Genomic DNA, 19,705 nt, shown 5'->3' on the forward strand with positions numbered 1-19,705 from the left:
GCCAAGGTTCCCACACGACGACGCCCGCGTATACCCCCCAAGCGGACTTGGTGCCAACAGATAGGGCGATACTCACGAGCCGTACGTCACAGCGCGGACGCGACGATCGCTCTCTCCCCCGCCGAAGCACGCCCGAGGTAGCGGCGGAACGCCGATCTCCGCACGGACAGGCACGGGTCCGCTCCACGACGCTCCGCGATCTGCATCCAGCTCCGGCGCCCCGCGACGCGGCCGGTCCACCCGCTCGTGTCGACCGGCACGTAACGGTCGTCGCCCGTCCGGTCGCGCGACGTCACGTACAGGACGCGCACCGTGCGCCAGCTCCGACCGACGACGTAGCACGGCCGGTCCTTGCTCCCGGCACCCTCACGGAACGGGACGTCCGCCATCCAGAACTCACCCGGTCGCGGACCCCCGCGCCTGACGATCACCAGCAGCGCGACCACGACGACGACGACCGCCGGGATCAGCCACCCCGCACCGCGCACCAGGTCGAGTGCCGAGCTCATCCGCGTCTCAAGTTCCCCCATGAACACCGAGGCTAGCGCCCGCGCGCCTCGCCCCGGACACGAACCGCTTCTTGTAGATCGCCTTGGACACGCTGGTCACGGTGATCGTCGCGGGCGTCAGCGCGAACGGCTTCGTCACCTTCGTGGTGCGGACCTTCGAGGCGGTCAGGACCGCCTTCGGTGCGGCCTTCGCGGCCGCGAGCCCGCGCGGTCACACGCGCCTCACGCGTCCCACGACGCAACGATCACCAATCCCGCGCACGTGCGGCAGCATGAACGCATGAGCGACGCCGCCTACCCGCCCGAGCCCTGGTTCCTCGCCGGTCAGATGCTCGTCTCGACGTTCCTCGTCGAGCCCGGCGACATCCCGGGCCTGGACGCCGCGCTCCCCGATGGTCATCGGCTCGTGCTGGCGTGCGGGCGCGCCGTCGTCGGCGTCGCGTCGGTGACGTACGGCGCCCGCGAGATGCTCCAGTACGACGAGCTGCTCGTCGGCGTCCTCACCCACGCGCGCGGCGCGCTGCGCGTGACGATCCCGCAGATCTGGGTGTCCACCGAGCAGTCTGCGGCTGGCGGGCGCGAGCTGTGGGCCATCCCCAAGCACGTCGCGACGTTCACCCCGGACGGCGCGCTGCTCGCCGCGCCCGGCTCGGGGCCGGGCGGCAGCCGCGTCGCCGCGCCGGTACCGGAGCGCGACCCGCACCGGCGGGGCGTCAGTGCGCAGGTCAGGCTGCCCGACGGCGCCCCGATCCTCCGCCTCGCCGCGCACCTCGGCGCACGGCTGCTTCCCCGCCTCCCCCTCACGCTCACGACCGCCCAGCGCGCGCTTGCCGACCATGCCGGCTCCGGCGTCGGCTCGATCACGTCGCGCAACCGCGTCCACGCGGACGTCCGGTGCGTCCGCGTCCGCTGGGACGTCGCGCGCCCAGGCCCGCTCGCCTGGCTCGCGGGCCACCGCCCGCTGCTCTCGCTCGCTCTGACCGACGCCGTCATCACGTTCGGCCGCGACGTCCGCCGCTGAGGGCACGGACCGGGGCCTCCTCCGGCAAGCCGCTGCGCCGTCCCGCCCGGCGCCACGAGCCTCTGGCGCCACCAGCCCGCTCCGCCCGCCGCGGCCCAGCGCCGAGGTCGTGAGTTCCGCCCCGAGGTCGGCAGCTACGACTCACGCCTTCGGCACCAAAGTCACGACCTCGGTGGCGCCTGGGCCCGCGCCGGGCTCAGGCCCCGGGACCTACGCGTCCCGCCCGGCCGCGTCCCGGCGGGCGAGCTCGGCCGCCGCGCGGTCGAGCCCACCGTGCTCCAGCCCGGCCGTGTTCGACGTCGCCTGCCACACCCTCCGCCCGCCCCGCCGGACGCGCACGCGCATTCGCCCACCCAGGTGCTCGATCGCGCCGGGCACGTTGCGCCGCTCCGCAGGCAGCGGGACGGGGAGCACGTGGGCGTCGTCGAGCGGCGCATCCGCACGCACCTCGACCTCCCACCGCCCCGACCGCCCGTGCAGCAGCCACTCCTCGTCCGTGACCCGCGCCCGCACGGGGGACGTCCCGGGGTTGCCGAGCCGCAGCAGGGTGCCGTCGGGCAGCAGCACGACGAGCCCCGTCACCTCGGTCCGCAACGGGCCGGCGTGCACCTGTCCACCGGCGAACGCGACGCACGCGTCGGAGCCGTCGTCGAACGCCTGCGCCTGCCCCCACCACCACGACTCGGGGAAGCCGCCACGCCCCCAGTTCTTCTCCGCGTAGACGCTCGCGCCGTCGAGGTTCCACACCTCACCGCCGACGACGGCGCTCCCTTGCGCGGTCCCGCCCAGCAGCCAGGGGTGCCAGTACTGGTTGAGACCTGGGACCGTCTGGAAGATGCTCGACCCGCCGAAGCGGGCACGCGGCCACGGCCGCGAGGCGAGGATCGTCGCGTCGATGCGGGCGTCAGGGTTGAGGTGGACGTGCAGCTCGTCGGCCCAGCCGCGGAACGCGTCACCGGCGACGACGCCGAGTCCGTGCGGGTCGGCCGCACCGGTCGGGTGCTCGGCCTGGAAGAGCGTGCCGCCGGGATAAGCAGCGAGGCCGAGCGTCGCCCAGTGCTGCTCCGACGGCCCGAAGACCGCCGACGCGCTGGACCGGTCCCGCGGTAGCGGGCCAGCGCGGTTCACGCCCGCGAGCGCGATGAGCGCGCGCCCGTCGAGCAGCGTGAACCGCCAGAAGTAGCCCTCCATCGCGACGCCGTGCGCCGCGAGCAGGTTGCCGAACGGTCGGTCAGCGCCAGACTCCCGATACCACCCCATGCTGGGACGCTACGGCGACCGGGTGCGGATGGCGACCGGTAGCGGCCCCGCCGGGACGCGGCGCGCCGCCCGCCCGCGAGTCCGTCACTCCCAGCCCGACTCCGTCAGTCGCAACCGACGGACTCGGTCGGAACTGACGGACTCAGCAGCCCGGCCCGGTCGGCACCCGACGGACTCGGCCGGGACTGACGGAGCCGGCGCCTGCACGCGCCCGGCGCGTGGCGCCTGCACGCGCGCGGCGCGGCGCGGGGCCGCCGCGGGGTCGGCGCGGCCGCGAGCCGCGCTCAGCGCGCCCGGCGCGGGGCCTCACTCTTCGCGCAGCGGGACGAACGTGTAGGCGCCGTGCTGCTCGACGCGCAGGTCGTCCCCCACGCGGTCGACGACCGTCATCCGGCCGCGCACGGGGACGACCATGCGTCCTCCGTCGGCGAGCTGCGCGACGAGCGCGGCGGGCACGTCGAGCGCTTCGGCGGAGACGAGGATGCGGTCGTACGGGCCGTCGTCGGGCCAGCCGAGGCGGCCGGGGACGGCCTGCTGGACGCGCGGTGCGAGGTCCCCGAGGAGTGCGGTGAGGTTGCGGCGCGCGAACGTCACGAGCGCGGGCTCGAGCTCGACGCCGACGACCGTCCCGCCGGGCGTCACCAGATGGTCGAGGAGGGCGAGGGTCCACCCGGAGCCGGAACCGACGTCGAGCACCGCGTGCCCGGGCCGCGCACCCAGGAGGCGCAGCATCGTGGCGACCGTGGTCGGCTGCGAGCACGTCGCTCCGTGGCCGATGCCGAGCGGGACGTCGAGCCCCGCGCGCTCACGCTGCGTCGGCGGCAGGAACTCCCGCCGCTCGATCGCGTGCATCGCCTCGCCAACCCGGTCCATGGCTTGTGCGACTGCCGCGCCGGATGCCTCCCCCGACGCTCATCCGATGGCGCCGCCCACCTCCTTCTCGGTCGTGGTCTCGATGTCGATCCGCCCCACGAGGCTGTGCTCGCGGGAGTACGTGAAGTAGATGATGAAGCCGAGCACGAGCCAGACGCCGAAGCGCAGCCACGTGATCGTCGTCAGGTTGGTCATGAGCCACAGGCAGGCGACGCCGGACACGATCGGCAGCACCGGCGACCACGGCACGCGGAACCCACGCTCGAGGTCGGGGCGCTGCTTGCGCAGGAGTGGCACCGCGAAGCTGACGAGGACGAACGCGGACAGCGTGCCGATGTTGATCATGTCGGCGAGCGCAGACACGTCGGTGAGCGCGGCGACGAGCGCGACGACGACGCCCGCCCCGATCTGCAGCCGCGCAGGCGTGCGGTGTACGGGGTGCGTGACGGACAGCGCGCGGGGGAGCAGGCCGTCGCGGCTCATCGAGAAGACGATCCGGGTGAGGCCGAGCAGGAGCACCATGATCACGGACGTCAGCCCGACGAGGATGCCCATCGAGATGACCTTGCCAGCCCAGTCGGCGCCGACGAGCACGAACGCGGACGTGAGCGACGGCTCGTCGACCTTCGCGAGCTCGGCGTAGGAGACCATGCCGGTCACGACGATCGTCACGAGGACGTAGAGGACGGTGACGACGGCGAGGCCGCCGAGGATGCCGCGAGGCAGGTTGCGCTGCGGGTCGCGCGTCTCCTCTGCGGTCGTTGCGACGACGTCGAACCCGATGAAGGCGAAGAACACGAGTGCCGCGCCGGACAGGACGCCGACGATGCCGTACATCGACGGCTCGAGGCCGGTGACGAACGCGAACAGCGGCTGGTGCAGGCCGGACGCGCTCTCGGCGGGCTGTGCCGGCGGGATGAACGGCGAGAAGTTCTCGGCCTTGACGTAGAAGAACCCGACGACGATCACGAAGAGCGTGATGCTCACCTTGATGATCGTGAACACCGAGTTCACGCGGGTGCTCATCTTCGTGCCGATGACGAGCAGCGCGGTGAAGATCGCGACGATGAGAGCTGGACCCCACTCGAAGGTGATCGGGCCGAGGTGCAGGTCCATGGGGATGCCGATGCCGAAGAGATCGAACGCGTCACCGAGGTAGATGCCCCAGAACTTCGCGATGACGGCAGCGGCGAGGAGCATCTCGAGGATGAGGTCCCAGCCGATGATCCAGGCGACGAGCTCGCCCATGGTCGCGTACGAGTACGTGTAGGCGGACCCGGCGATGGGAAGCGTCGAGGCGAACTCGGCGTAGCACATCATCGCGAGGCCGCACACGATCGAGGCGATGACGAACGAGACGATCACGCCCGGCCCGGCGTGGTTGGCGGCGGCCTGCGCGCCGACGGAGAAGATGCCCGCGCCGACGGCGACGGCGACGCCGAGGACGGCGAGGTCCCATGCGGTGAGGTCGCGTCGGAGCGACCGTTCGGGGTCCTCGCTCGTGGCGATCGCAGCCTCGATGGACTTGCGTCGTCCCCTGCTGTCAGCCGTCCTGGCCATCCCTGCTCCCGCCGTGAGGTCCTGTCTTACGAGCCTGCCCCCGTGGATGGTGCGACGCCAGCGGGGCACGCCGCGCAGACACTACCGCGTGAATGCGGCGAGAACCGTCTGGAGGTCCTGGGAAGCGTCGACGAGCTCGTGCGCGGCGTCGCGGACCGTGCCGATCTCGACGGCGGTCGCGCGTGAGGCTGCTTCCACGTCCTGGAGGGACCGGGCGATCGTGCGGCCGCCGTCGGCGACCTGCTCGACGGAGCGGGCCATCTCGTTGGTCGTGGCGGTCTGCTCCTCGACGGCTCCGGCGATCGACATCTGGTAGTCGTTGATGCGCGTGACGACGTCGGTGATGTGGGCGATCTCCGCGGTCGCGCGGTCCACGGTCGCCTGGATCTCCTCGACCTGCTCGGTGATGCCCCCGGTCGCGGTGGCGGTCTCCTGGGCGAGGTCCTTGACCTCGCTCGCGACGACGGCGAACCCGCGCCCGGCCTCGCCGGCGCGTGCGGCCTCGATCGTGGCGTTGAGTGCCAGGAGGTTGGTCTGCGCGGCGATCGCGGAGATGACCTTGACGACGCTGCTGATCTGCGCGGACGCCTCGCCGAGGGCGACGACGGTGCGTGAGGTGGCGTCGGCGGCGTTGACGGCCTCGGTGGCGATCTGCGCGGCGGCGTTCGCGTTCTGCGCGATCTCGGAGATGGACGCGCCCATCTGGTGGGTTCCTGCCGCGACGGTCTCGATGCCGGCGGCGACCTCGGTCGCGGAGCCGGCGAGGTCGACGGTCTGCTCGGTAGCGGTGGCGGTCGCGCTGGCGATGTCGTCTCCCGTGGCGAGGAGCTGGCGGGCGGAGGCGTCGAGGCGGGCGGCGACCTGGGCGACCTCGTCGGCGACGGAGGAGGACCGGTCGAGGGTCGCGTTGAGGGACACGGCGAGCTGCTCGAGCTCGGTGCGGCCGCGGCCCTCGTCGAGGCGGATGCTGAGGTCGCCGGTGCCGAGGACCTGAGCGGCGCGGCGGATGGGCGTGACGATCGAGCGGGCGATGACGATGCACACGGCGACGGTGACGGCGAGGACGACGAGCGTGGCGAGGGCGAGGCGTGCGGCGTCGCCGAGGGCGACCTGCTGCACGTCGTCGACGTAGACGCCTGAGCCGATGATCCAGCCCCACGGCTCGTAGCCGACGACGTAGGAGACCTTGGGCTGCGCGGCGTCGTAGCCCGGCTTGGGCCACTGGTACTCGACGAACCCGCGCCCGTCGGCCTTGACGACGTCGACCATCTCGACGAAGAGGAGCTTGCCGTCGGGGTCGGCGTTCTGGCTGAGGTCGCTGCCGTCCATCTCGGGCTTGATGGGGTGCATGACCATGGCGGGCGTCATGTCGTTGATCCAGAAGTACTCCTCGCCGGAGTACCGCATGTCGCGGACGGCGTCGATCGCGGCGGCCTGCGCGGCCTCGCGGTCCATCGCACCGCTCGTCTCTTGCGCGCCGAAGTAGGCGAGGACGCCGGCGGCGGACTCGACGACGGCGCGGGTCGCGTCCTGGCGCTCGGTCATGACGCGGTCGCGGACGAGGACGCTCGCGATGACGGTGAGCGCACCCATGCCGAGCGCTGCGAGGACCACGACGGCGACGAGGCGCGTCATGATCGAGGTCGAGCTGAGTCGTGCGGTCATCGCGGGCTCCTGGGCGTGCGGCGTGGCGTGCGGCTGGGTGTCCGGCTGGTGGCGAGACGGTGCGGGGCGGTGGTGCGGGCACTCATCGGTCGCAGGCGGTACTCGATGAGACGACCGTGAGAAATGCGTCCACGCGTTAAGGGGATAACACCCAGGGCTGCGGAGAGGGGGCCTCCGCAGCGTCCGCCCGGACACCGTCGATGCCCACAGCCCCTGGATGGGAGAATTCCCGTCATGGCGAAGCTCTACTTCCGGTACGGGGCGATGAACTCCGGCAAGTCGACGTCCCTGCTGCAGGCGGCGCACAACTACGAGGAGCGGGACCACCAGATCCTGCTCGCCAAGCCGGGCATCGACACGAAGGCGGGACGCAAGATCCACTCGCGCCTCGGCGTCGACCGGTCGGTCGACTACGTGCTCGGGGAGGACGACGACGCCTACCTCACCCTGCAGACGCACCGCGAGCGCGTGCAGCGCGAGACGGGCCGCGACGTGTCCTGCCTGCTGCTCGACGAGGCGCAGTTCCTCACGCCGCGCCAGGTCGACGACCTGCTGCGTGTCGCCGTCCTCGATGGCATCCCGGTGATCTGCTACGGCATCCGCACCGACTTCCGCACGGCGGCGTTCCCGGGCTCGCAGCGCCTCCTCGAGATCGCGCACAGCCTCGAGGAGCTCAAGACGATCTGCCGGTGCGGCCGCAAGGCGATCTTCAACTCGCGGCGCGTCGACGGGCACGCGGTGTTCGACGGCGACCAGGTCGCGATCGACGGCGCTGCGGTGACGTACGAGTCGCTGTGCGCGGCCTGCTACCTGCGCGAGTCGGGCGGCGTGCTCGCCTGACCCTGGGGGTCGTGCTTGCTCGGGCGGCCCTCAGTCCGCGCAGGCTTCGAGGAAGTCGCGGGCGTGCCGCGGCGGGGCCGCGCCCGCCCACAGGGCGGTGAGCGGGCGGCTCATGGTGAGTCCGTCGACCTGGACGCGGGCGAGGCGTCCCGCGCGGACGTCGTCGGCGACGGCGAGGCTGCTGAGCACGCCGGGTGCGGTGCCGCCCATGACTGCGCTGCGCATGCCAAGGGTGCTCTTCTGCACCATCACGGGCTCGGCGTGGTCCGGGTAGCCGGCGTCGGCCATCGCGGCGTCGAAGGCCTGGCGCGTGCCGCTGCCCTTCTCGCGCAGCACGAGTCCGGTCGTCGCGAGCTCCTGCACGGTGATGGAGCGGGCGCGGGCCCAGCGGTGCTCGGGCTGGACGACGACGTCAAGCGTGTCGTGCGCGACCGTCGCCGAGCCGAGGCCCGCTGGCGTGCGGGGAGACTCGACGAACCCGAGGTCGGCCGTGCCCTCGCGCACGCTCATGGCGACGGTGCTGCTGTTGGCGGCGGTGACCTGCACCTCCGGCCCGTGCTCGCCGACCTGCGCGCGCCAGGTCCCGATCCACCTCGGCAGGAGGTGCTCGGCGATCGTGAGGCTCGCGGCGATGCGCAGGGTGGTGGTGCGGTCGTCGCGCAGGGCGCGTGCGGCGTCGGCGAACGCGTCTGCGGCGGCCAGGAGGGGCTGCGCCCAGCCGACGACCTGCTGACCCGCTGGCGTGAGCCGGGAGCCGCGGGTGGAGCGCACGAGGAGGCGCGCGCCGAGCTCGCGTTCGAGAGTGCGGATGCGCAGCGAGACGGCCTGCTGGCTGACGCCGAGGAGGCCGGCCGCGGCGGAGATGCTGTTCTCCCGGGCGGCGAGCGCGAGCGCGCGCAGCGCCTGCAGGTCGGGTTCTGCCCGCATCGATCTCCTCCGTCCTGCGACAAGCCTACGTTGTGACGCGCTCGGGAACTGCTTCTACCGGCGATGAGCGCGCGCCGAGACGATGACGTCATGACCCTCCTCGAGCCCGACGCCGCCGCGCACGCGCCCGGGGACGGCCGACGCCTCGCTCAGCAGGTCGGCCCCGCGCGCGAGCGCGGCTCCCTCCGGCCCTCCCTCTCGCGTGCGGCGTCGCGACTGCCCGGCGTCGCGCTGTGCCTCGCGGCCGCGGCGCTCTCATGGGTCACTGGCCAGCTCGTCCCGGGGCTCAGCCCGATGATCGTCGCGATCGTCCTCGGCGTCGTGGTGACCAACGCGACGCGGCTGCCCCCGTCCCTGTCACCGGGGATCGACTTTTCCGCAAAGGTCCTGCTGCGCGTCGGGATCGTGTTCCTCGGGCTGCAGCTCGTCCTGGCCGACATCCTCGGCCTGGGCGCGCCGATGCTGCTCGTCGTGCTGTGCGTCGTCGGCGGCGGGATCCTCGGCACGGTCGCGCTGGGCCGCTGGCTGCGCGTGCCGCGCGGCCTCGCGCTCCTGATCGCGTGCGGCTTCTCCATCTGCGGGGCTGCGGCGGTCGCGGGGGCCGCGAGCGTCACCGACCCGGACGACGACGCGGAGGACCAGACGGTCACCGCCGTCGCGCTCGTCGTCATCTTCGGCACGGCGATGATCGCCCTGCTCCCGCTCGCGAGCCACCTGCTGGCCCTCGGTGCGGTCACCGCGGGCACGTGGGCCGGGGCGTCGGTCCACGAGATCGCGCAGGTCGTCGCGGTGGGCGGCATCCTCGGCCCGGACGCTCTCGCGGCTGCCGTCGTGGTGAAGCTGGCGCGCGTGCTGCTGCTCGCCCCGGTCGTGGCGGCACTCGGCGTGCGGCAGCGGCGGGTCACCTGCGCGCGTGGCGCTGGCGCGGTCCCCGCGCGGCGCCGTCCGCCGCTCGTCCCGCCGTTCGTCGTCGGCTTCCTGGCGCTCGTGCTGCTGCGCGCCCTGGTGACGCTGCCCGCGTGGACGCTCACGACCGGTCGCCTCCTGCAGACGGTGATGCTCTCCGCTGCGATGTTCGCGCTGGGGTGCGGCGTCAAGGTCCAGGAGCTCAGGAAGGTTGGTGCGCGGCCATTCGTGCTCGCGGCCCTGGCCACGCTGCTCGTGACCACGATCGCGGGGGTCGGCGTCACGCTCGTGAGCTGAGCCGGCTGCGCCCTGTCCACAAAGCGCCAGCCGCACCTGCACCGGCCCGGGCGGGACGACGGCACGCGGCGCTGTCGGTCGGGTACGGCACAGTGTGCGTATGACGACGACGATCCAGGCCGCACGCTGCTTCGGCGACGGCGACCCGCTGTACGAGGCGTACCACGACGACGAGTGGGGCGTGCCCGTGCACGGCGAGGCCGCGCTGCTCGAGCGCCTCGCGCTCGAGGCGTTCCAGTCGGGCCTGGCGTGGATCACGGTGCTGCGCAAGCGCCCGGCGTTCCGCGAGGTGTTCGCGGACTTCGACCCGGAGACGGTCGCGGGCTTCGAGGAGGACGACGTCGAGCGGCTCCTCCTGGACGCCCGCATCATCCGCAACCGCGCGAAGATCGAGGCGACGATCAGCAACGCGCGCGCCGTCGTCGCGCTGCGCGAGGCAGGAGAGACGCTCGACGAGCTGATCTGGTCGTTCGCGCCGCCCGCGCGCGAGCGCCGCCTCGCGAGCCTCACGGAGATCCCGGGCCAGACGCCCGAGTCTGTCGCCCTCGCGAAGGAGCTCAAGCGTCGAGGCTTCCGCTTCATCGGCCCGACGACCGCCTACGCGGCGATGCAGGCGTGCGGCCTCGTCGACGACCACGTCGCGACCTGCCCGATCGCTGCCCGCACGAGCTGAACGGTCAGCCCACGCGTCAGAGGACGGCGCCGCCGCGGGCGCGGGCGAGCCACGGGGTCGCGAACTCGACGAGCTCACGGACCGGGACGAGGACCGCGGGGGCGTTCCCGACGAGCGCCGTCTCGACGAGCTCGGGGTGCGCCTCGCAGAACGCGGCGCCGCACTCGCCGAAGTCCTCGTCCTCGGGCCACAGCTCCTGCCACGTCTCCCAGACCCGCTCCCCGTCACGCAGCACGGGCCCGCCTTGCGCGACGTACTGACGCGTCGGCCAGGTGATGCGGTTCTCCGCGAGGTGCAGCGCGGTGCACTTGTCGAAGCCGACGCCCAGGAGCAGCACGTACCCGCCGACGTCGTGCAGGGCGCGCATCGGCGAACGCTCACCTGCGGCGTCGTCCAAGTCGTGGGTCGAGGTGATGCGCGCCGCGTTCGGGCCGAGCGCGGCGATCGACCGCTGCGGGTGCGCCGAGCGCAGCACGCCGGGCCACGTGCGGAACAGCTCGGCGACCGCGCCCATCGTGCGGGTCGGCGTACGCGCCGGGTCGTACGCCGGGAGACTGTCGCGCAGCGTCGGGTACCACTCCTCCGGCACGTCGGGCATGCGCAGGAACGCGGGGTCGCACAGCTGCCACGACTGCGCCGGCATCACGACGGTGCCATCGGGCCCGACGGCGTCGACCACACCCTGCACGACCCCCGCCTCGCCACCGACGACGTAGCCGAGGCGCGAGAGCGACACGTGCACCATGACCGTCCGGCCACGCACCCCCAGATCCGCGAGCACGTCGCTGAGAGCGGTGGCGGTGACGGGTACAGGTGCGTGACGATGGCGGACAGGCGCTCCGCCGGACTGGGTTTCCACGCGCTCCAACGTAGCGGCGGCGTCCGCGCGCCGCGCGTCCACACAGGTCACGACCCAGGATGAAAAGCAGGAGGAAGCACGATGAGCACCACGAAGATCGTCGATCACCTCGGTGTCACGGACGGTCGCGTGCCGCCCGCCGTGCTTGCTGCGGGGGCGTGGGTCGCGCAGTCGCTCGTGTCACGCGAGCGCGGCGGCAGGTTCGCGCGCCTCGCCGGGACGGCGCTGGGCGCCGCGTCGGTGGCGCTCGCCGGTGCGTCTGTCGTCGACTTCGCGCGACGCCGCACGACCGTCGACCCGCGCGTCCCCGACGCGTCGACGCTCGTCACGTCCGGCGTCAACGCGGTGAGCCGCAACCCGATGTACGTCGGGATGGTCGGCGTCGTCGTCGCACGGGCGGTCGCTCGGCGGTCCGTCGCCGCCCTCGCCCCTGCGGCCGCGCTCGCCTACCTGCTGCACTCCCGCCAGATCGCGGCGGAGGAGGAGATGCTCGCGGCGAAGTTCGGTGCCGCATATGCGGAGTACGTGGCGACCGTGCCGCGCTGGGTCGACGGACGCTCGGTCGGGGCCGTGCGCGCCCTCCTCGAGGACCGGACCGGCTGAACGCCCCGCCGGGCAGGCGGGTGCAGATCAGGGCGTGCGGCGCCGCAGGGTCGCCGCACCGAGCAGCAGCAGCGCGACGATGAACCCCACCACGATCGTGAGCGGCATCAGCACGTCGGGCGACTCGTGGCGGGTCACCTCCGTCATCGCGTCGACGACGTAGGAGAGCGGCATCACGTCGGACGCGAGCTCGAGGGCACGCGGCATGTCGGCGCGCGGCACGAGCAGCCCGCACAGCAGGAACTGCGGCAGGATCACCGCGGGCATGAACTGCACGGCCTGGAACTCGGTGCTCGCGAACGCCGACACGAACAGCCCGAAGGACATCCCCAGGAGCGCGGCGAGGACTGCGACGAGCACCATGAGCGGCCACGGCCCCTGCGGGTCGAGGCCGAGCGGCCCCATCATGAGCGCCGACGCGAGCAGCGCCTGCACGGTCGCGACCAGGCCGAACGCGATGCCGTACCCGAGCACGAAGGACGCCTTGGGCAGCGGCAGCGTCAGCAGCCGCTCGAGCGTGCCCGTGGAACGTTCCCGCAGCGTCGCGACCGACGTGATGAGGAACATGATGATCACGGGGAACATGCCCAGCAGCGACCCGCCGATCTGCTGGAACACCGGCCCGCCGTCGTACACCCACCACAGCAGCGTGAGCAGCACGCACGGCACAACGGCGATCATCGCGACCGTGCGCGGGTCGTGGCGCAGCTGCGCGAGCACCCGGCGGGCTGTGGCGGTCATGGGCGCTCCCTGCGGACCAAGGTGAGGAAGGCGCCGTCGGCGTTCGACGCGCCTGTGGCGGCGAGCAGCTCGGGGAGGGTCGAGTCGGCGATCACCTCGCCGTCGCGCAGCAGGACGAGGCGGTCGCAGCGCTCCGCCTCGTCCATGACGTGGCTCGACACGAGCAGCGTGACGCCGTCTGCGGCGAGGTCGGCGAACAGGCCCCAGAGCGACTCCCGCAGCACCGGGTCGAGCCCGACGGTCGGCTCGTCGAGCACCAGCAGCTCGGGCGAGCCGAGCAGCGCGGTCGCGAGCGACACGCGCGACATCTGCCCGCCGGACAGGCGCCCGACGAGCGCGCGCTGGTGACTGCCGAGGTCGACGCGGTCGACGACGTCGGCGACCTGCGCCTCGAGGGCGCGGCCGCGCAGGCCGAGCGTCCGGCCGAAGTACCGCAGGTTCTCGAGGACCGTGAGGTCGAGGTAGACGCTCGGCGCCTGCGTCACGTACGCGACCCGCGAGCGCAGCCCTGCGCTGCCAGCCGGTTCGCCGAGCACCGTCACGTCGCCCGCCTCGACGAGCTGGACGCCGAGGATCGCCCGCATGAGCGTCGTCTTGCCCGCGCCAGACGGGCCGAGCAGGCCCGTCACGGTGCCGCTCGCGATCGACAGCCGCAGGCCGTCGAGGACCGTGCGCGGGCCGCGGCGGACCGTCAGTCCGTCGATCATGATCGCCGGGATGCTCACGGAGCAGACGCTATTCCTCGTGCTTGCCGCGGCGCACGCGACACGACGCACACTGGGGGCATGACTCTCGCGTCCCAGGCGCAGCTGATGGTGCGCGGCCTAGGCTCGGAGCATGTCGTCGTTGCCGGTGTGCGTGTCGCGGGTGCCGATCTTCGCCGGGCTCACGCCCGTCGAGCAGCGCGAGGTGCACGACGTCGCGCGGCCGCGCCGTCTGCCCGACGGCGAGACGGTGTACGTCGAGGGCGACCGTGTCGCGAGCCTCCTCGTGGTGAACTCGGGCCGGCTGCGCCTGACCCGTTCGTCGCCCGACGGCGGCGAGCACCTCTTGCGCGTGCTCGACGCGGGTGACTTCATCGGCGTCGAGTCGTTCCTCACGGGCGCGACGCCCGGGCACACGGCCACTGCGATGGGCGCGACCGTGCTGTGCGAGTTCCGGCACGCCGACCTGCAGCCGCTCCTCGACGCGCACCCCGGCGTCGGTGTCGCGATGCTCGCGACCCTCGCCACACAGCTCTCCCGCACGGAGGAGCGGCTCACCGCGCAGACGCTCGCGCCCGTCGAGCGGCGCCTCGTCGGCTACCTGCTCGACCTGCCCGCCCAGCCCCACGCGGACGGGCTGCTGATCGAGCTGCCGCTCAGCAAGAAGGACATCGCGTCCTACCTCGGAACCACGCCCGAGTCGTTGTCCCGGTCGCTGCGCGCCCTCGCCGACGCGGGGATCGTCGAGTCGCGCGGCAAGCGCGAGCTCCTGGTGCGCGACGCCGCAGCGTTGGACGACCTGGTCCGCTAGCTCGGGGCGCAGTGCACGAGAGCGCCCGCCTCGTGGCGGGCGCTCTCGGCATTGGGGGCTGGTCGGCCGGCGCGGCTCAGGCGGGCGTCGCGGTGTACCCGGCCTTCGCGACGGCGGCGACGAGGTCGTCGACGCTCGCACGCTCGGCGTCGTGCTCGATCTCGATGCGCGCGGACGCGAAGTGGACGGTCACGGAGTCGACTCCGTCGACCCGGCCGACCTGCTTCTCGATCTTGGCGACGCACGACGGGCAGCTGAAGCCCTGCGCGCGGAGGGTGGTGCGGGTGGTGGTCTGGGCGCTCATGGTGAGCTCCTCTCCTGGGGGTCCTTCCCGGTGTCCGGGCTTCTGGTTGCACACTACGAACGGGCGACAGCGAGGTCCTTGACGTGCGTCAACCGGGCGGCACGGGTCTCGCGGGGGCGGCGCAGGAGCCGCACCGCGTTGGCGATGACGATGAGGACGGACGCCTCGTGGACGAGCATCCCGACGGCCATCGTGACGCCACCGAAGAGGACGCCCGCGAGCAGGGTCGCGACGGTCACGAGCGCGACGGCGATGTTCTGGCGCATCGTGCGCACGGTGCGGCGGGCGAGGGCGACGGCCTGGGGGATCATCAGCAGGTCGTCGCGCATGAGGGCGATGTCCGCGGTCTCGAGGGCGACGCCGGTTCCGGCGCCCATCGCGATGCCGACGTCGGCGGTGGCGAGGGCGGGGGCGTCGTTGACGCCGTCGCCGACCATCGCGACGACGTGCCCGTCGCGCTGCAGCGCAGCGACCGCTTCGAGCTTGTCCTCGGGCAGCAGGCCGGCGCGCACCTCGTCGATGCCGACCTGCGCTGCGACGGCGTCGGCGACGCGCTGCTGGTCGCCGGTGAGCATGACGACCGTGCGCACGCCGGCGGCGTGCAGGCGGCGCACCATCTCGGCCGCGTCGGCGCGGACGCGGTCCGCGACGCCGACGACCCCGAGGACGACGCCGTCGCGCACGACGACCATGGGCGTGCGGCCGGCGGCGCCCAGCTCGTCGACGACGAGGTCGGCGGCTGCGCCGTCCACTCCCTCGGCTGCGAGGAGGGCGAGGTTGCCGACGACGATGCGGGCGCCGTCGACCGTGGCGACGATGCCCTTGCCGGGGACCGGTTCGGTGCTGCTCGGCAGCCCCGGAACCGCGAGGCCGGCGTTCCGTGCTGCGTCGAGGACGGCGCGGGCGAGCGGGTGCTCGGACCCGGCCTCGGCGCGGGCGGCGACCGCGAGCACCTCGTCCTGCGTCACGCCGCGAGCGAGGGCGACGACGTCGGTCAGCGACGGACGCCCCTCGGTCAGGGTGCCGGTCTTGTCGAGCGCGACCGCGGAGATGCGTGCCGACGTCTCGAGGTGCTCGCCGCCCTTGATGAGCACGCCGTCCCGCGCGCCGCGGCCGATGCCCGCGACGATCGACACGGGGATCGAGATGACGAGCGCGCCCGGGCAGCCGATGACGAGCAGCGTCAGTGCGAGCACCACGTCCCGGGTGAGCAGCCCGACGACGACCGCCAGGACGATCGTGCCGGGCGTGTACCAGGCAGCGAACCGGTCCATGAACGCCTGCGTGCGAGCCTTGGCGTCCTGCGCCTCCTCGACGCGGTGGATGATGCGCGCGAGCGTCGTGTCCGAGCCGACGCCGGTCGCGCGGACCTGCAGGAACCCGCTGACCGCGACAGTGCCGGCGAACACCTGGTCGCCGTCGGCCTTCTCGACGGGCATGGACTCGCCGGTGATGGACGCCTCGTCGAGCGCACCGGACCCGCCGGCGACCACGCCGTCGACGGGGACCTTCGCGCCGTTCTTCACGAGGACGGTCTCGCCCGTGCCGACGTCCCGGGTCGGGACCTCCTCCTGCACGCCGTCGCGCAGGACGACCGCGACGTCGGGGGCGAGCGCGACGAGCTCGCTGAGCGCGGAGCGTGTCCGGTCGAGCGTCGCCGTCTCGAGCGCGTGCCCGACGGCGAACAGGAACGTCACCGCGGCGGCCTCCCAGTAGTTGCCGACCAGGACGGCCCCGATCGCCGCGACCGAGACGAGCAGGTCGATGCTCACGACCCGCACGAGCGCAGCGCGCACCGCCTTGACGACGACGGGCGCGCCAGCGACGGCTGCCGCCACGATCATGAGCGCGTCCCCGACGGACGCGCCCCCGAACCGCTGCGCCGCGAACGACGCGAGCACCAGCAGACCCGACACTCCGGGAACCGTCCACCGGTTCCGCATCCACGTGCTGCCAGTCGTCATGTCGGGTCCTCGCCTTCGCTCGCGGGCCGCGAGCGCGGCCTCGCCCCGAGGCTAGGGACGACGACGTGGCGCCACCTTGACGTGCGTCAACCTCCCGTTTGTGGTCAGTCGGCGAGCGTCCTCAGGCGCCGCGGACCGACGGCGCCGACGAGCACCGTCGCTCCGGCGAGCGCCACGGCCAACCCGAGCGTCGTGCAGGCCGCGAGCGCGCTCGTCACGGGCGCGCCGGGCGCTGTATCGACGATGAGCGACGCGAAGCCGGCCGCGAAGACGACGGTCCACGCGAGGTCGCCGACGGCGGCGACCGCGAGGAGCCCGAGCGTCAGCGCGGCGAGGAAGAGGCGGGTGTCGTCGACGCTGTCCGGGACGGCGACGGCGGCGGGCAGGTACGCGATGAGTGCGAGCGCGACAACCCCGTAGGGCCTGACGCGTCTCACGGCTCGCTCGCGGTCGAGCGTGTCGACGAGGTCGGGGAACGTCAGGTAGAGCGGCGTGATCGCGACGACGACGGCGACGACCGCGACCAGGACCCGCGCGGGCAGGCCGTCCTGCAGAAATGGGATGTCGAGGTACGTCGCCCGGCTCAGGTAGCCCACGAGTCCGAGACCGAGCGCCACTGCCAGGCTTGTCCCCCATCGGTGCGCCTTGAGCGCGGGGCTCACTCGAAGGAGAAGGTCCATGCGGGGATCGCCTCCTCGTCGCAGGTGGCGAGCGCCTCGAGAGTCTGCCGGGCGCCGTCGATGTCAGCGGGGTCGGTGCCACCGTCGCCGGAGAGCCGGACGTCGAGCCAGGTCATGAAGTTCCCTTGAGCGGCAAGCAGATCCTCGGGCGCCAAGTCGTCGCGGAAGGCGTCGCAGGCTGTCGGTCGCGAGATCGTGCTCACGACGTTGGAGCGCCCGAGGTGCCCCGGCTGGATCGAGCCGGAGTCGACCAAGAGCATCCCCGCCCCTTCAGCGGGCCGGTCGAACCCTCTGACGTAGTCGAAGCGGGCTCCGATCGAGATGCCGTCGCCAGCGAGCACCTGGCCAGCTGCCCCGAGGTCCCGGGCCGCGAGCTCGTAGAGCGCCTTGCCCTCGCTAGGGCCACAAACTTTAGGCGCCGTCCCTGCACACACGACCTCCGTGCTGCTCTGACGCCACGCGTTCGACATCGGGTCGAGCGACTGGAGATAGCCAAGCCCCCCGACCAGCATGATCGCGAGCCCAGCCGTTCCCACCAGGACCGACACGCGCCGGGGCCCCGCTGTGTGGACCACCGCACGCCACGCAACCGCACCGATCAGCACGGTGCACATGATGCTGGCTGCGGCGACGGTGGGCTCCGTGGTGATCCCGATGGTGAGCGTCGTGGCCCCACCCGCCCGCATGATCCCGTCAACGCCGGCCAAGGTGCCAGCGATGGGCAGCGCGTAGCAGAGAAGCGCGGCAACAGGTGCCGCCGCCACGTTGCGCATGAGAGTGCCGATCGCTGCTCCGACGCCGACGCTCGCGACGAGCGCAGCCATGCCCGCGCCGAGGATCCACCAAGGCAACGAGCCCGCGGCGCCGTTGCGTGCGGCGAGCGTGAGGGCGACACCTACGCCGAGGAACCAGGCGAGAGTCGCATACAGGAGGGTGGCACCCGCGAGCGCCATCGTTCCGCGTGCGCCTCGCCGTGTGGTGGCCGCGATCGTGCGCATGGCGCTCGTCTGCCGTCGCCAGATGTCGAACGCGACGAGGCCCGCGGCCACCGGCCCGAGGATGATGACTGCGGTCGTGGACTGGTTCACGGCGTGACCGATCTCCCAGGCCCACCCGGATCGTCCGAACAGGATGAACAGCGCGATGACGACCATCCCGGGAAATGCCAGTCGAGCGGTGGACCGTCGCAGCCACAGACGCAGCGCGAGAATCATGCCGTCACCCCGGCTCGCGTTGAGAGCACTGCGAGGAAGCCTGCCTCGGCAGCACGCGGCGATTCGGGGTCCGGGCCTCGGCGGCACAGCTCGGGAAGCGTCCCGTCGAAGACGATCGAGCCACCGTCGAGGATGAGCACGCGGTCGGCGAGGTCGCTGACGTCCTCCATGACGTGGGAGCTCAGCACGACGGCGCCGTCGAGCTCGCGGAGCCGGTCCACCATGAGGCGTCGCTGCTCGGGGTCGAGCCCCGTGCTGGGCTCGTCGAGCAGCAGGACTGCGGGCTTGGTCGCGATCGCCTGGGCGAGCGCGACGCGGCGCAGCATCCCGCCGGAGAGCGAGCTCGCCCTGCTGTTCGCGCGGTCGCCCAGGTGGACGATATCGAGCGCTTCGGCCGCCATCTTGCGCGCCTCCCCTGCGCGCGCTCCGCGCATCCAGGTGAGGTACTCGACGATCTCGCGAGCCGTCATGTTCCCGGGGAACGAGGAAGCCTGTGGCATGAGCGCCACGCCCGCGAGCGCGCGCCGTCGGCTGCGCGGCGAGTACAGCGACTCACCGCCGACCAGCACCGACCCTGACGTCGGCCTCATCCCGCCCGCTGCGATCGTGAGCAGCGTGCTCTTGCCAGCCCCGTTGACGCCGATGAGAGCGGTAGTTCCTCGTGCGATCTGGGCGGAAACGCCCGAGATTGCGAGGCGTTCCCCATAGGAATGAGACACCGTCGCCAGGGTCAGTGCTGGTGTGCTCATTTCCTACAAGCCTCCGAACGGCGAGTACCGCTCCGTCGAGCAGATGTCAGGCCGCAATGAGGCATCCTCGCACACCTTGGTCCACCCGCTCGCGCCAACCCAGCCATTCGCGCTGTGAAGACGCGTCTGAGCAACGGTCGTCCAGTCGCGGTTATGAGTCTTCGCAGTGCTTGTCCGGGCGGTGCCCGACGAGGCCCACGCCTGCGAACTGACGAAGATGGCTCGGTCGTTGTCGGGCTTGTTGTCCCTCAGCGTCGCGGTCGTGATGACGTAGTTGTAGCCCGACCGGTACATCGCACCGTACCCGTCACCGTGCGAGACGCCCTTGTAGGTGGCCGACTGCGGCGCACTCTTTGTGGCATAGGTCCAAGCGGAGGCGCTGCCAGCCCCAGCTGCCATCATCGCGACCACCGTGAGAACCGTAAGCCCGGTCCGTCGTCCTCGAACTGTCAGAAAATGCTTCAACGCGCTCTCGCTTTCTATTAGGCAATGCATGGTTCTACGGGCACGCCTGTGCGCACAAAACTCCGCACAGTCAGCGAGAG

Annotated in this window: 20 protein-coding genes and 1 pseudogene; 6 read left to right on the plus strand and 15 right to left on the minus strand. The window is 72.4% G+C overall.

The genetic code is table 11. The features are described 5' to 3' along the window. Positions 1-86: 86 nt before the first annotated feature. Positions 87-530, minus strand: coding sequence for a hypothetical protein (locus HF995_RS13590; protein ID WP_210727075.1), 444 nt, complete (start codon positions 528-530; stop codon positions 87-89). Positions 531-789: 259 nt separating this feature from the next. Between HF995_RS13590 and HF995_RS05295 the strand changes: the two genes are divergently transcribed. Next, the gene (locus HF995_RS05295) at positions 790-1,530 is read left to right on the plus strand and encodes an acetoacetate decarboxylase family protein (protein ID WP_168446704.1); all 741 of its coding nucleotides are present in this window, start codon (positions 790-792) and stop codon (positions 1,528-1,530) included. Positions 1,531-1,740: 210 nt separating this feature from the next. On the opposite strand, the gene HF995_RS05300 is transcribed toward HF995_RS05295, so the two are convergent. From HF995_RS05300 to HF995_RS05315, 4 genes are all read right to left on the minus strand, one after another. Then, on the minus strand, positions 1,741-2,790 hold the full coding sequence (locus tag HF995_RS05300; protein WP_168446705.1) for a tocopherol cyclase family protein: 1,050 nt from the start codon (positions 2,788-2,790) through the stop codon (positions 1,741-1,743). A 306-nt stretch (positions 2,791-3,096) separates the two neighbouring features. Further along, positions 3,097-3,663 (minus strand): protein-L-isoaspartate O-methyltransferase family protein, encoded by a 567-nt coding sequence (locus HF995_RS05305; RefSeq protein WP_168446706.1) that lies wholly within the window; start codon positions 3,661-3,663, stop codon positions 3,097-3,099. 39 nt (positions 3,664-3,702) lie between these two features. After that, positions 3,703-5,223 (minus strand): amino acid permease, encoded by a 1,521-nt coding sequence (locus HF995_RS05310; protein WP_168446707.1) that lies wholly within the window; start codon positions 5,221-5,223, stop codon positions 3,703-3,705. Between the two features lie 81 nt (positions 5,224-5,304). After that, positions 5,305-6,888 carry a methyl-accepting chemotaxis protein gene (locus HF995_RS05315; RefSeq protein WP_168446708.1) on the minus strand — a complete coding sequence of 528 codons (1,584 nt, stop codon included), beginning with the start codon at positions 6,886-6,888 and terminating at the stop codon, positions 5,305-5,307. Positions 6,889-7,122: 234 nt separating this feature from the next. On the opposite strand from HF995_RS05315, the gene HF995_RS05320 reads away from it, so the two are divergent. Further along, a complete protein-coding gene (locus HF995_RS05320) occupies positions 7,123-7,728 on the plus strand; it encodes a thymidine kinase (protein ID WP_168446709.1) in 606 nt (201 codons plus the stop codon). A 30-nt stretch (positions 7,729-7,758) separates the two neighbouring features. On the opposite strand, the gene HF995_RS05325 is transcribed toward HF995_RS05320, so the two are convergent. After that, positions 7,759-8,655, minus strand: coding sequence for a LysR family transcriptional regulator (locus HF995_RS05325; protein WP_168446710.1), 897 nt, complete (start codon positions 8,653-8,655; stop codon positions 7,759-7,761). 90 nt (positions 8,656-8,745) lie between these two features. Between HF995_RS05325 and HF995_RS05330 the strand changes: the two genes are divergently transcribed. Together HF995_RS05330 and HF995_RS05335 are read left to right on the plus strand one after the other, a co-directional pair. Continuing rightward, a complete protein-coding gene (locus HF995_RS05330) occupies positions 8,746-9,858 on the plus strand; it encodes a YeiH family protein (protein WP_168446711.1) in 1,113 nt (370 codons plus the stop codon). A 100-nt stretch (positions 9,859-9,958) separates the two neighbouring features. After that, positions 9,959-10,531 (plus strand): DNA-3-methyladenine glycosylase I, encoded by a 573-nt coding sequence (locus HF995_RS05335; protein WP_168446712.1) that lies wholly within the window; start codon positions 9,959-9,961, stop codon positions 10,529-10,531. A gap of 16 nt (positions 10,532-10,547) precedes the next feature. On the opposite strand, the gene HF995_RS05340 is transcribed toward HF995_RS05335, so the two are convergent. Further along, positions 10,548-11,390 (minus strand): AAC(3) family N-acetyltransferase, encoded by an 843-nt coding sequence (locus tag HF995_RS05340; RefSeq protein WP_350308740.1) that lies wholly within the window; start codon positions 11,388-11,390, stop codon positions 10,548-10,550. A gap of 81 nt (positions 11,391-11,471) precedes the next feature. Here HF995_RS05340 and HF995_RS05345 point away from each other — a divergent pair, with 81 nt between their 5' ends. Further along, positions 11,472-11,993 (plus strand): methyltransferase family protein, encoded by a 522-nt coding sequence (locus HF995_RS05345; RefSeq protein ID WP_168446713.1) that lies wholly within the window; start codon positions 11,472-11,474, stop codon positions 11,991-11,993. Positions 11,994-12,020: 27 nt separating this feature from the next. On the opposite strand, the gene HF995_RS05350 is transcribed toward HF995_RS05345, so the two are convergent. Next, positions 12,021-12,734, minus strand: coding sequence for an ABC transporter permease (locus tag HF995_RS05350; RefSeq protein ID WP_168446714.1), 714 nt, complete (start codon positions 12,732-12,734; stop codon positions 12,021-12,023). Continuing rightward, a complete protein-coding gene (locus HF995_RS05355; protein ID WP_168447002.1) occupies positions 12,731-13,441 on the minus strand; it encodes an ABC transporter ATP-binding protein in 711 nt (236 codons plus the stop codon). Before HF995_RS05355 ends, HF995_RS05350 begins: the two co-directional genes overlap by 4 nt. 130 nt (positions 13,442-13,571) lie before the next feature. Here HF995_RS05355 and HF995_RS05360 point away from each other — a divergent pair, with 130 nt between their 5' ends. Further along, positions 13,572-14,249, plus strand: a complete 678-nt coding sequence (locus tag HF995_RS05360) for a Crp/Fnr family transcriptional regulator (RefSeq protein ID WP_168446715.1) — start codon at positions 13,572-13,574, stop codon at positions 14,247-14,249. A gap of 76 nt (positions 14,250-14,325) precedes the next feature. On the opposite strand, the gene HF995_RS05365 is transcribed toward HF995_RS05360, so the two are convergent. The 6 genes and pseudogenes from HF995_RS05365 to HF995_RS05390 form a co-directional block, all read right to left on the minus strand. Next, on the minus strand, positions 14,326-14,553 hold the full coding sequence (locus HF995_RS05365) for a heavy-metal-associated domain-containing protein (RefSeq protein ID WP_168446716.1): 228 nt from the start codon (positions 14,551-14,553) through the stop codon (positions 14,326-14,328). A 53-nt stretch (positions 14,554-14,606) separates the two neighbouring features. Next, complete coding sequence (locus HF995_RS05370; RefSeq protein ID WP_168446717.1) at positions 14,607-16,517, minus strand: heavy metal translocating P-type ATPase; 1,911 nt, start codon at positions 16,515-16,517, stop codon at positions 14,607-14,609. A gap of 104 nt (positions 16,518-16,621) precedes the next feature. Continuing rightward, entirely contained in the window at positions 16,622-17,197 is a 576-nt protein-coding gene (locus HF995_RS05375; RefSeq protein ID WP_168446718.1) for a hypothetical protein, read from the minus strand. Beyond that, entirely contained in the window at positions 17,176-18,411 is a 1,236-nt protein-coding gene (locus HF995_RS05380) for a hypothetical protein (protein WP_168446719.1), read from the minus strand. The genes HF995_RS05375 and HF995_RS05380 overlap by 22 nt, the downstream gene beginning before the upstream one ends. Beyond that, positions 18,408-19,076: pseudogene (locus tag HF995_RS05385) on the minus strand (ABC transporter ATP-binding protein); the annotation flags it as partial. The gene HF995_RS05380 and the pseudogene HF995_RS05385, both read right to left, overlap by 4 nt. 87 nt (positions 19,077-19,163) lie before the next feature. Continuing rightward, positions 19,164-19,571: a hypothetical protein gene (locus tag HF995_RS05390; protein ID WP_168446721.1), complete on the minus strand. Its 408-nt coding sequence runs from the start codon at positions 19,569-19,571 to the stop codon at positions 19,164-19,166. Positions 19,572-19,705 lie beyond the last annotated feature (134 nt).

The organism is Sanguibacter hominis ATCC BAA-789 (assembly GCF_012396185.1).
In the GTDB taxonomy this organism is placed as follows: Bacteria; Actinomycetota; Actinomycetes; order Actinomycetales; family Cellulomonadaceae; genus Flavimobilis; species Flavimobilis hominis.